The 12,300-nt window shown below is 52.3% G+C and carries 10 protein-coding genes; 5 read left to right on the top strand and 5 right to left on the bottom strand.

Going from position 1 to position 12,300, the window contains the following annotated elements; translation table 11 throughout:
- Positions 1-557: 557 nt before the first annotated feature.
- Complete coding sequence (locus KKH3_RS15895) at positions 558-2,129, bottom strand: methyl-accepting chemotaxis protein (RefSeq protein WP_039361345.1); 1,572 nt, start codon at positions 2,127-2,129, stop codon at positions 558-560.
- 344 nt (positions 2,130-2,473) lie between these two features.
- Between KKH3_RS15895 and nsrR the strand changes: the two genes are divergently transcribed.
- The 4 genes from nsrR (at position 2,474) to KKH3_RS15875 (ending at position 6,798) form a co-directional block, all read left to right on the top strand.
- A complete protein-coding gene (gene nsrR, locus KKH3_RS15890; RefSeq protein WP_039361343.1) occupies positions 2,474-2,899 on the top strand; it encodes a nitric oxide-sensing transcriptional repressor NsrR in 426 nt (141 codons plus the stop codon).
- A 41-nt stretch (positions 2,900-2,940) separates the two neighbouring features.
- Positions 2,941-5,397, top strand: coding sequence for a ribonuclease R (gene rnr / locus KKH3_RS15885; RefSeq protein ID WP_039361341.1), 2,457 nt, complete (start codon positions 2,941-2,943; stop codon positions 5,395-5,397).
- Between the two features lie 85 nt (positions 5,398-5,482).
- Positions 5,483-6,214, top strand: a complete 732-nt coding sequence (rlmB, locus tag KKH3_RS15880; RefSeq protein ID WP_015841585.1) for a 23S rRNA (guanosine(2251)-2'-O)-methyltransferase RlmB — start codon at positions 5,483-5,485, stop codon at positions 6,212-6,214.
- A 185-nt stretch (positions 6,215-6,399) separates the two neighbouring features.
- Complete coding sequence (locus tag KKH3_RS15875; protein WP_039361338.1) at positions 6,400-6,798, top strand: DUF350 domain-containing protein; 399 nt, start codon at positions 6,400-6,402, stop codon at positions 6,796-6,798.
- A 63-nt stretch (positions 6,799-6,861) separates the two neighbouring features.
- Here the strand turns inward: KKH3_RS15875 and bsmA are convergent, their stop codons facing one another.
- From bsmA to KKH3_RS15855, 4 genes are all read right to left on the bottom strand, one after another.
- Positions 6,862-7,170 (bottom strand): biofilm peroxide resistance protein BsmA, encoded by a 309-nt coding sequence (gene bsmA / locus KKH3_RS15870; RefSeq protein WP_039361337.1) that lies wholly within the window; start codon positions 7,168-7,170, stop codon positions 6,862-6,864.
- A 116-nt stretch (positions 7,171-7,286) separates the two neighbouring features.
- Complete coding sequence (gene prfH, locus KKH3_RS15865) at positions 7,287-7,910, bottom strand: peptide chain release factor H (protein WP_039361334.1); 624 nt, start codon at positions 7,908-7,910, stop codon at positions 7,287-7,289.
- Positions 7,907-9,028: an RNA ligase RtcB family protein gene (locus tag KKH3_RS15860; protein ID WP_039361332.1), complete on the bottom strand. Its 1,122-nt coding sequence runs from the start codon at positions 9,026-9,028 to the stop codon at positions 7,907-7,909. Before KKH3_RS15860 ends, prfH begins: the two co-directional genes overlap by 4 nt.
- Before the next feature lie 234 nt (positions 9,029-9,262).
- Complete coding sequence (locus KKH3_RS15855) at positions 9,263-11,203, bottom strand: methyl-accepting chemotaxis protein (RefSeq protein WP_039361330.1); 1,941 nt, start codon at positions 11,201-11,203, stop codon at positions 9,263-9,265.
- Between the two features lie 293 nt (positions 11,204-11,496).
- Between KKH3_RS15855 and yjfP the strand changes: the two genes are divergently transcribed.
- The gene (gene yjfP / locus KKH3_RS15850; protein ID WP_039361328.1) at positions 11,497-12,249 is read left to right on the top strand and encodes an esterase; all 753 of its coding nucleotides are present in this window, start codon (positions 11,497-11,499) and stop codon (positions 12,247-12,249) included.
- Positions 12,250-12,300 lie beyond the last annotated feature (51 nt).

Here is a 12,300-nt window from a genome sequence, read left to right as displayed (position 1 = left end):
TCGGGCGATCGGCAATCCCCTTTTTTACGCGAAAATCAATGGAATGAATTAATAAAATAGCCTGCTATTAATTAGATTAATGGATATTATATTGATATGTAATTAGTGACCTGAAGTGTATGATTTCATTCACCAATAAGATGTTTTTATTGTCTTTTTATTCAATATATTTATGCGGCTATTCTTGCCGCTTTTATGCTGTCACTCTATTTATACGCCTATGTACAAAAACAGAGAATAGCGGTAAAAAAATAATACTCAAATTATCTGAAACTATACCCTAAATAATTCGAGTTGCAGGAAGGCGGCAAGAGAGAGAATCCCGATGAGCTTACTCAGGTAAGTGATTCGGGTGAATGAACGTAGCCAACGCACATGCAGCTAGAAGTATGACGGGTATATACCTATAAATAAGTGCGTTAAGCGTGAAGAGGGTTCCTGCCTTGTTCGATTATTTATTCGATTTTTAAAGAGGATGACGTAAATGGGGGGATTGGCGGGAGAATGCCTGTGGCCAGCGCTGAGGCTGACCACAGGCGATGTAATACCTCTGTAGATTAGGAAAGGCGAGGTTCTACCTGAAACAGCGCCATAGATCGCATCAACTGCTGGGACTGCTGCTCCAACGACTGCGTAGTCGCAGATGAGGCTTTGACGAGCTGTGCGTTGTGCTGAGCGACCTTGTCGATCTGTGTGAAAGCGACGTTAACCTGCTCAATACCACGATGCTGTTCTTGCGTGGCGGTGGAAATGTCTCGCATCAGTTGTGTAATTCGGATGATTTCGTCGGTCACTTCGTCCATGGTTTCGCCTGCTTTAGAGGCTAATTCAAGCCCTTCGGACACACGCGTCTGGGAATCTACAATCAACGAGCGGATCTCTTTCGCCGCCTGTGCACTATGCTGCGCGAGATTACGGACTTCTCCGGCGACGACGGCAAAGCCCCTGCCTTGTTCGCCTGCGCGAGCGGACTCGACGGAGGCGTTCAGTGCCAGAATGTTAGTCTGGAACGCGATGCCGTCAATGACGCTGAGAATGTCATTGATGCGCTTGGCGCTGGTGGCGATCTCCTGCATTTTTTCAATAACGTAACAGACGGACTCGTTGCTGCGGCTGCTGGTGTTTGAGACATTATTGGCGAGCTGATGTGCGAGTTCCGCGTGATCGGCATTGAGTTTCACTGTTGCGCTCAATTGCTCCATGCTTGCGGCTGTCTGTTCCAGTGCGGCAACGGATTCTTCAGTGCGTTGGGAAAGTTGGGCGTTTTCTTCAAACAGTTCGCGGCTACCGAGATCGATTTGCGTGCTGGCATCGCGCACCTGGCTAACCGATTCCAGCAGTGCCCCTTGCATACGGCCGATGGCATCATTGAGCCGACCCAGTTCGTTATTTCCGCCTTGAATCAGGCGACGGGTCAAGTTACCGGCGGCAACCTGTTCCAATTGCTCAATGGCATAGTCCAGCGGTTTGAGCAGCATGTGCCGCAGTGCGACCCAAGCTAGTGCAACCAGTGTGATGGACAGCAGGCAGGCGATGGCAATGAGTAATAGCATCATGCTCTCATTACGTTCGGACTGCGCCAGACCCTGTTCAGAAAGTTGCTGAGCATACTGTCGGAAATTCTGGATCGACAAATCAAAGGCTTCGCTCAGTGGGCCGAGCTGTTTTTCCAGAACGTCATAATATTCGTCGGTATACTGTTTTTGCAGTGCGCTCAGCATCGGCGTCATGCCCTGCTGAAAATAAGCCTGATAGGTTTTCAACACGTCTTGCGCCAGCGCCTGCTGTTTGGGATCGGCCTTGGCCGATTTGATCACGCGTTCAATGTCTTCCTGCGATTGGCGGAGATGCTTCTCTACGCTCCCTGTTTCCTTAGCACCGTCGTCCAGCAGACCGATTTCGATTTTCCTGACGGCGAGCGTTGCCGAGGCGCGCGCGCTGAGCGTCTGGTTATAGCCGCTCATCAGGTTACCCAGCTCAATGCCCTGAATCTGGTTTTGTGCTGTCAGGGTTTCCCTGTCTTTCTTAATGGCGACTACGCCCATGCTGCTGACGATAAGCAGTAACAGGGTGGTTAGCAGCAATAACGTTAATAAGCCGGTACGGATAGAAATATTTTTCAACCTCATGGTGTCCTTTTCCTTACGCCGCCTTCGTGGGTGATAACCCAGTCATCATTAGATGTGGTGTGTGCAATCCAAGAGAATACGTTATCTGTGTTGTGGTGAGATAAAATTAAAAAGATATGGCAGGCGTAAAAGGGATTGGGCAAGAAGGATGTCGTTGAGAGCCTCCCGCAACCCAGGCTTCTCAGAACAAAGGTTTCTCTCAACACATATTTCTCTTAACACATGAGGGTATAAATAATTAGCCGTAGCGTTTACGCCTGGTTTATTATCTGTTAATAGCGTTGGTTTTTCAGGGGCGTACTCAATACGCCAGTCAATGATACCCAGAGGTATCCGAGGTTTATGTGCAGTTAACAAGTTTTACGGATTATGGTTTGCGGGCGCTGATTTACATGGCATCGCTGCCGGGCGGGAAAATGACCAGCATTTCGGAAGTAACGGAAGTGTATGGCGTGTCCCGTAATCATATGGTCAAAATTATCAATCAACTTAGTCGTGCTGGGTTGGTGATGGCCGTGCGCGGCAAGAATGGCGGTATCCGTCTTGGAAAACCGGCAGAAACCATCCGAATTGGTGATGTTGTGCGTGAACTGGAGCCGCTCACATTGGTCAACTGTAGCCATGATTTTTGCCACATTACGCCAGCCTGCCGCTTGAAGCAGGTGCTTCAACAGGCGGTACAAAATTTCCTGCAAGAGCTGGATCAATACACGCTGGCTGATATGGTCAAAGAAAACCCACCGCTTTATAAATTATTGTTGGTTGAATGAATTTTGTTCAGCCTCCTGCTGATGACAACGGAGGAACCGCAATGTCACAAGATCCATTCCTGGAACGAGAAGCAGAAAAATACGAATCCCCCATCCCCAGTCGTGAATATATTTTGGCGCACATCGCCAAGCGCGATACCCCAATTAGCCGGGAAGAATTAGCCGCCGACCTGCAATTAACCGGAGAAGAACCCCTCGAAGCGCTGCGCCGCCGCCTGCGTGCGATGGAGCGTGATGGTCAGCTTATTTTTACCCGCCGTCAGTGCTATGCGTTGCCGGAAAAACTCGATCTGCTGCGCGGTACGGTTATTGGTCACCGCGATGGTTTCGGCTTCCTGCGCGTGGAAGGCCGTAAAGACGATCTTTATCTGTCGGCTGAAGAGATGAAACGGGCGATTCACGGCGATGTTGCGCTGGCGCAGCCGCTGGGTGCGGATCGTAAAGGACGTCGTGAAGGGCGCATTGTGCGCGTGCTGGAACCGCGTACCGGACAAATTGTCGGCCGCTATTTTGTCGACGCGGGTGTCGGGTTCGTGGTGCCGGATGATAGCCGACTGAGCTTCGATATTCTGATCCCGAAAGAAGAAATTAACGGCGCTCGCATGGGCTTCGTGGTGGTGGTTGAGCTGACGCAACGCGCCACGCGCCGCACGAAAGCGGTGGGTAAGATCGTCGAGATCCTCGGTGACAACATGGGCACCGGGCTGGCGGTGGATATCGCTCTGCGTACCCATGATATTCCGCACACCTGGCCACCTAAAGTGGAAGAGCAGGTGAAAGATCTCTCCGAAGAGGTGCCAGAAGCCGCGAAAAAAGGCCGTGTGGATCTGCGTAAGTTGCCGCTGGTCACCATTGACGGCGAAGATGCTCGCGATTTCGATGACGCGGTGCACTGTGAACCGAAACGTGGCGGTGGCTGGCGTTTATGGGTTGCGATTGCGGACGTGAGCTATTACGTTCGGCCGAATACGCCGCTCGACCATGAAGCGCGGGCGCGTGGCACCTCGGTGTATTTCCCATCGCAGGTGGTGCCGATGTTGCCGGAAGTCCTGTCAAACGGGCTGTGTTCGCTTAACCCGCAAGTCGATCGCCTGTGTATGGTCTGTGAAATGACTATTTCGGCGCAGGGTAAGCTGTCGTCCTATAAGTTCTATGAAGCCGTGATGAGTTCACATGCGCGCCTGACCTACACCAAAGTGTGGAATATTCTGCAAGGTGATGCCGAGCTGCGCGAGCACTACAAGCCGCTGGTCGGTGGATTGGAAGAGCTGCATCGCATGTACAAGGTGCTTGAACACGCGCGTGAATTGCGTGGCGGCATCGCGTTTGAAACGGAAGAGGCGAAGTTCATTTTCAACGCTGAACGCCGTATCGACCGTGTGGAAGCGGTGGTGCGTAACGATGCGCACAAGCTGATCGAAGAGTGCATGATTCTGGCGAATATCTCCGCGGCGAAATTTGTGGAGAAAAATGAAGAGCCTGCGCTGTTCCGCGTACACGATCAACCGAGTGAAGACCATGTATTAGCCCTGCGTAGTGTACTGGGTGAGCTGGGGCTGACGCTGAAAGGCGGAATGAAGCCACAGCCGAAAGATTACGCGGAATTGATGAATGAGTTGGCTGAACGTCCCGACCGGGAAATGCTGCAAACTATGCTGCTGCGTTCAATGAAGCAGGCGGTTTATGACCCAGAGAACCGAGGCCACTTCGGTCTGGCATTAACCTCTTACGGCCATTTTACGTCACCGATTCGTCGCTATCCTGACCTGTCGCTGCACCGCGCGATTAAGTATCTGTTGAGCGATCGTCATGAGCGCTGGACGTCAACGGGCGGCTGGCATAGCGACATTAACGAGATGCTACAGCTGGGTATGCATTGCTCGATGACAGAGCGCCGTGCGGATGAAGCCACGCGTGACGTTGCGGACTGGTTGAAATGCGACTTTATGCAGGATCACGTTGGCGAAGTCTTTACGGGAATCATTTCCAGCGTAACCGGTTTTGGCTTCTTCGTGCGCCTGAAAGAGCTGTTTATCGATGGGCTGGTGCACGTTTCCACGCTGGATAATGATTACTACCGCTACGATAATATCGGACAGCGGCTGATCGGTGAATCGCGCGGGCAGGTTTATCGCCTGGGTGATGAAGTCGAAATTCGTGTTGAAGCCGTTCATATGGATGAGCGCAACATTGATTTCGCGCTGATTTCCAGCACCCGCAAGGTGCGCGGCGAAGGTAAAACTGCACGCGACCGTGTGAAGAAGCCGGATTCGCGTGAGGCCAAGCCAGTTCGACGTCGTCGCAGCGCCAGCAAAGCGCCGGCAAACTTTGAGCCGGATGCCGCATTCCGCAAAGAAGGCGATAGCAACGCGAAGTCGGATAAGCAAAAAGCCAAGCCGAAAAAGAACCGCGATAAAGCGAAAAAGAACGCGGAAAAAACGCGTAAAATCGCCGCCGCGACAAAGGCTAAACGAGCAAAGAAGAAATCTGAGGAATAACGAACGGCTTAACGTTGTAGAGGCTTCGGTCTCTACAACCCGTAAGACGAATGTTATCTCGCTTTACACAATGTGAAGAGTATCAATGAGCGAAATTATTTACGGTATCCACGCGGTTAAGGCACTGCTTGAGCGCGATCCACAGCGTTTTCTGGAAGTTTTTGTTCTGAAGGGGCGTGACGATCGTCGCCTTCAGCCTGTGATTGCAGAACTGGAAGCGCAGGGCATCGTCATTCAAGTGGCGAATCGCCAATGGCTGGATAAGCAGGCCGACGACGCGGTGCATCAGGGGATCGTCGCGAAAGTCAAAGAAGGGCGGAAATATCAGGAAAACGATCTGCCTGCGCTGTTAGACAATCTGGAAACCCCTTTCCTGCTGATATTGGACGGCGTGACCGATCCACACAACCTGGGCGCGTGCCTGCGTAATGCGGATGGGGCTGGCGTACATGCGGTGATTGTGCCTCGCGATCGTTCCGCGCAACTCAATGCGACAGTGAAGAAGGTGGCCTGTGGCGCAGCGGAAACCGTACCGGTTATCAGCGTGACCAATCTGGCGCGTACGATGCGCCTGTTGCAGGAGCGTAATATCTGGATCGTCGGTACGGCGGGGGAAGCGGATCATACGCTGTACCAAAGCAAACTGACCGGGCCGCTGGCGCTGGTAATGGGCGCGGAAGGGGAAGGCATGCGTCGCCTGACCCGCGAGCACTGCGATGAATTGATTAGCATTCCGATGGCGGGCAGCGTGTCTTCACTGAATGTGTCGGTTGCTACTGGCGTATGTCTGTTTGAAGCCGTTCGCCAACGGGCGTAATCAGCACGGTGATTGATAGCAGCGGGGTGCCATGAGGCACCCCGCTGTCGTTAGAGGGCTCGCATTGGTTATCACGTAAAGTCATGTATAAACGCTTTGCTATGCAAGAATCATCTATATTCTTTCTCTTATCTCGATGATTTATCGCTGATACGCCAACAGCTCTTATTAAAAGGAATAATGCTATGCCTATTGTTACCTCGCTACTCGCTTTTGCGTCCTATTTCTTTATCGGGTTTGCTATGGTGCTAGCCTTTCTGTTTATCTACACCCGTATCACGCCGCATGATGAATGGGCGCTGATTAAAGAGAACAACGGTACGGCTGCTATTGGGTTTGGTGGGGCATTGATTGGCTATGTGATCCCGCTTTCCAGTGCGGCGATTAACTCGGTGAGTCTGGTGGATTACATCACCTGGGGCGTGGTTGCGCTGGTGGTGCAATTGCTGATTTATTTCGCTGTGCGCCTGTATATGCCGCGCCTCAGCCAGCATATTCAGAATAACGATATCGCTTCCGGCACCTTTCTCTGCGCTGCCTCGCTCAGCGGCGGGATCCTGAATGCGGCGTGTATGTCGTATTAATGTGCCGTGGCGTGACAATACCGGGGAACTGCCCGGTATTGTTTTACTGTGTGTCCCTTAGATTCAGCGATACAGCACGGCGCGCGCGAACCACATGCCGGGTAGCGTTGCTGCCTCGGATTTCAGCACAATCACATAATAATGCGCGCCGGAGGCATCGGCTTTCTGTTGAAGGGCGCGATCCACATCATCAGCATTTCCGCGCTCGTTAACCGAAATTGTCCCCATTTTTTCCAACTTGCTGGTTTGCGCATAGCGAATTTCGAGTGCTTTCTCCGCAGGAGGCGGTGCCGCGACAGGCTTACCTTGTATCATCTGGCAGCCGGACAGCATTAGTATTAAGGGTAAGAAAAGTATCCGCACGAGGTTCATCGTTTCAGCCTGACAGGAGTCGATAGCGGGAGTGTAGCGCTATCATTGGACCGATGGCATTCTCTTTAAGAGGAAAAAATAACGGGCGGCAGTCGGTGTCCGCCCGTGAGTTGAGGTTAGCGTGAGGCAACCAGCGTGAAGTCTTCGCCTTTGAAGACTTTTACCGGGTTACCGCGTTCGATTTGGTGGTGGAACAGACGCCGCTGTGCCCGTAGCTCGGCGTGCTGTTGCTGCTGCAACGCCTCCAGACGGTAAGCGATGAGATAACAGGCGAGCCGTTTGTTGGCGTGCTGGCTGCGCTCACTCTGTACTTTCACCGTGATACCACTGGCGATATGCGTCGCACGGACGGCAGACTCGGTTTTGTTCACATGTTGTCCGCCGGGACCAGAGGATTTTGTGGCTTCAAAACGAATCTCGTTATCCGCAAACGCCTGTTCCTGATGAAAGCGTGCGATGCCGATAAACCAGTTTTTGCGTCCGCCACCTTTACGCCAGGGGCTATTGCACGTCCACTGAAGCGTACCGCACCAGCTTGTAGCCAGCGGTTCCGCTTGCTCACCGTTTAACAGCACCAAGGCGGAACGTAGCGTACCAGCACGTTTTCCCGCTTCGGTTTCGATGATCTCACACTCGATGCCGCGCTGTGCTGCATCTCGTGTCAGAGCCTGCAACGCTTTTGCGGTTGCCAGCATGCATTCGTCCGGCCCCTGCGCGGCGGAAAGCTGAAGCAATATCATTTGTCCTCCCCGCACGTTTTGTAGGTGAGTACGGGTTTCAGACGAGCAATCAGCGTGATTAATCCCGCCTGTTGCATTGCGCCGATCACGCTATCTATTGGCTTGTAGGCTTCCGGCGCTTCCTGAAAAATCAGTTGCCTGTCCTGGCAAATCACGCGGCTGCCGAAACGAGTACGTGCCAGTTGCTGGACGCTATAACGTGAAGACAGCCGATCTTTACACTCTGTGCGCATCCATTTTCTGCCTGCGCCATGTGCCAGTGAATACAGGCTGTCGGCGTGAGGAATGGGTTGCACAATATAGCTGTAGTCACCGCGCGAGCCAGGAATGATGACCGGTCCGCAGTCGGCTGGTGTCGCGCCTTTGCGGTGCAGCCAGCCAGCAATGCCTTCAATCGTTGTCGATGTCACCAGATTGTGGTTCACGTCCAGTGCAACATCGCCTTCCGTATGCCAGCGCTCCAGCATGCGTTGAGCGATCAGTCGCCGGTTATTGATGGCAAACGTCAGTGCGAACTGATGTTGTTCCAGATAGGCGTCAGCGGCTGGCGTGTTAGCTTCAAGCCCCTGATGGCCGAATTCCCGCACGTGGGCTTCCAGTATGGTTTGTCCTAAGCCGCGCGAGCCGCTATGTACGAGCAGCAGTAGCTCTTTAGGATCGATGTGCAGAGCGTGCAGCGTCTCTGGCTGATAAATTTCATCAAGCTGCTGCAATTCCGCAAAGTGGTTACCGCCGCCGATGGTGCCCAGCGAATAGCGGAAATCCGCCAGCGATGGGGGAATGTCGATATCGTCTTCCAGTGGTCCATCGATATTGCCAAGCCGTTTCTCCAGCTTATCCAGAGAAATTTTGTTGGCGTTCAGGCTCGTGCGCCATAGTGCCATACCGCAGCCGATGTCGTTTCCGACCAGCGCCGGATAGAAACGCTGCTGTGAAAAAAAGGCAGCGCCGATAGGGTAACCACGTCCCGGATGCAAATCTGGCATGCCGGCCACACGAACCATATCGGGAAGTTGTGATGTAATTTGAAGCTGTTGGATTGCTTTATCTTCAATCCAGGTATTTTCCGTCGCGATCACACTGACGCGCGCCGAAATAGAGCGAATAGCATTGCCCATAGATCATCCTGCTGATCAATTTAAAAATAGGGTAAGGCAGGCTACAGCTGGGGGGATAACGCAAAGCGGAAAAGAATGCGGAATTAGTCCCGAGATGTCCTGCAAAGAATCAGAGTGAGTGTTGTCATGATGTCGTCTCCTTTGTCAGTTGGGGGATGGATGAAAAAACGTCGGCATAATACCCAAGTGGGGGCCATCGTGCAATATCTGTAACACGATGGCCATGACGGGTGGTTAAATACGAAATACGCTGACCAGCTCGCTGAGGTGGTGGCCTTTCTGGCGCAGACTCTGTGCGGTGTCTTCCGAGTTATTGACCAGAATGGTGTTTTCCTGCGTTGCCTGACCAATCTGTACAATCGCGATATTGACCTGACCAATACCGGCGGACTGCTCGCGTGAGGCGATATCAATATCGTTCACGATGGTGCTGACTTGCAGGATGCGGTTACGTAAGTCGTCCATTACCGCCTGCGTTTTTTCTGAGAAATGGTAGCCCGCTTCGATTTTCTCCAGCGACTCATCAATCAGAGTTTCGATCTCTTTCACTGCGGTAGAACTGCGCTGTGCCAGCGCACGCACTTCAGCAGCAACCACGGCGAAGCCTCTGCCGTGCTCACCCGCACGAGCGGCTTCAACTGCCGCATTCAGCGCCAGAATATTGGTCTGGAAAGCGATAGATTCGATCACCGTCGTGATATCGGCAATCCGCTGTGAGGAGTTCTTGATGTCGCTCATCGTGGAGACAGAGTCGGTGACGGTTTGACTGCCGTTTCGTGCTGCTGCTGCGCTCTGTTCTGCCAGATCTTTGGCGGCGGAGACGTTATCGGCGTTCTGTTTCACGCTGGCGGAGAGCTGCTCCATGCTGGCAGAGGTCTCTTCGACGCTACTAGCCTGACGGGCAATCTGCTCGCTGATGTTTTCACTATCGGCAGCCAACGCATCGGTCGCGGTGCTGATTTCTTCTGCCGAATTTCTCACCTGCGACACAATGGTGGTCAGCCCGTGTCCGATACCGTTAATCGCATCAATCAGGCGACCTACTTCGTCGCTCCGGTTGCTGGAAAGCGTGGCCGTCAGGTTACCAGCAGAAAACTGTTCCGCCACTTTAACGATTTCAACCAGCGGCTGGCTTAGCCATTTGCGCGTCAGCATGACAAAAAATCCTGCGAAGAGCAGAACCAGAATAATGCCGCCGCCCAAAAACAAGTTACGGGTGTGATTAACCTCTGCCATGAGACTTTCTTTGCTCACCGTACCTGCAACAATCCAGTTCCATTGCGGAATACTGCGGTACACCATGATTCGGGTTCTTTCTTCGCCCGTCATCGTGTTGTTGTCGTATTCAAGCGTACCATTACTGGTCGCCAGCACGTTCTCTAACGCACCTGTTGACCAGTCAGGGCGCTGATTGGCATTGGTTTGGTGGTAAAGATAGTTACCCGCATCCTTTCCTTTTTTCGTGCTAAGTACAAAGAAATGACCTGTCTCTCCCATTTTCTTGTTCAGGATGGTTTGTTGCATCTCGGTAAACTGCTTCGTGATGTCGACACCGACAAATAGAATACCGATAACCTTATTGTCACTATCGCGTATCGGTTGATACTGGGTGATGTACTGTTTGCCGAATAGCGTGGCTAACCCGCTGTAGGTTTCACCTTTCACTACGAGCGCATAGGCAGGGCTTTCACGATCGAGTTTGGTGCCCATCGCGCGCGTTCCATCTTCTTTTTTCAGTGAGGTAGTGACGCGCGTGAAATCCTCGCCATCGCGGACAAAAATCGTTGAAATCGCGTGGGTACGGCTCAGAAAGTCGTCCGGCACTTCGGTGTTGAGGTTCAATACCGTATCGCCAGCCTTAAGTGTTGGGTGCGAGGTGTCGCCGAAAGGAGTGCGATTAACGGTATCCAATGAAAACCGCGTCGGCAGAAAGCTCGCCAGTAGCCGCGTATAGTTGCTGACCTCGGCTTGTAGACTGGTATCGTACATGTTGATCATGTCGGTGACGCCATTCACCTGGCTCTGCATGTCGTTAAGGGTCAGAACTTTGAGCTGATTGCCTGCTGATCGGGTGAGGGATAGGGTGAATGCAATGAAAAGTATTGCCACGCTCAGGGAAGCGATGACGGATAACTTGATACCCAGGCCCCAGTGTTTAAAAGAAAGTCCCAACATATGTGTGTCTCTTATAATAAAAAAGGTTATTTTTTAGTCTTGCTTCACATGCGTTAACGGCAGTAGATGGAAAAAAATTAATCACGGAGTGTAAACATTCATTTCAGTTATTGATCTGGATCAATGTAATTTTTTATTTACATAAACGCACTGATTAAACCCGAACGAAATCAAGGCGACACGGAGATAAGAACATGGCTGTGAGCCGGGTTATCGTAAAAGGTCGTCCCCTTTCTGCTAAATACGATTTCGCTACATAAAAATAGGCTGACAGAACGGAAAACGAGGGAAATATGGTCGAAATGTCATTGGATAAACTCGGTAGCGGTATTGAAACGATTCACGCGACACCTGCGGGAAGGAGAGATCAGCCCCTCCCGACGATTTTCTTCTTTCATGGTTACACGTCATCAAAAGAGGTGTATTCGTATTTTGGTTATGCGTTGGCTCAGGCCGGGTTTCGGGTGATTTTGGCCGATGCAGCCATGCACGGCGCGCGCTATAACGGGGATGAAGCGCAGCGGTTGTGCCATTTCTGGGATATTCTGCAATCTAATATTGAAGAATTTCCCGACTATGTCGCGGAATATCGGCAGCGTGGCCTGATCGACGGGGAACGGATTGGTGTTTGCGGTGCGTCACTCGGTGGAATGAGTGCTCTCGGATGCATGGCACGCTACCCCTGGATTACGGCAGTTGCGGCGTTTATGGGATCCGGCTACTTCTCTACGCTATCGTCCGCGCTGTTCCCTCCGGTTCCGGCCGATCGCGAGGAAAATCAGGCGGTGTTGCAGGCGCTAGCGAGCAAACTGGCAGATTATGATGTCACGACGCGTCTGGACGCGTTGTCCGATCGACCGCTGCTGGTGTGGCACGGTGAAGCGGATGACGTCGTGCCAGCGGCAGAAAGCGCACGTCTCTATCAGGCATTACAGGCACGCGACAAGCTGGCTAATCTGACGTATCTGACCGAACCGGGCGTAGGGCACCGTATTACGCCAACGGCGTTGCGGGCGGGCGCGGATTTCTTCCGACAAGCGCTGTAATCCTGTCCCGATTGCGTCAATATCGCCGCGCAGAAAACTCCTGTGTTTCTT

The sequence above is a fragment of the Pectobacterium actinidiae genome, from assembly GCF_000803315.1.
Classification (GTDB): domain Bacteria; phylum Pseudomonadota; class Gammaproteobacteria; order Enterobacterales; family Enterobacteriaceae; genus Pectobacterium; species Pectobacterium actinidiae.
The sequence above is the reverse complement of the archived record's forward strand: the minus strand, read 5'-3'. Positions and strand labels throughout refer to the sequence as shown.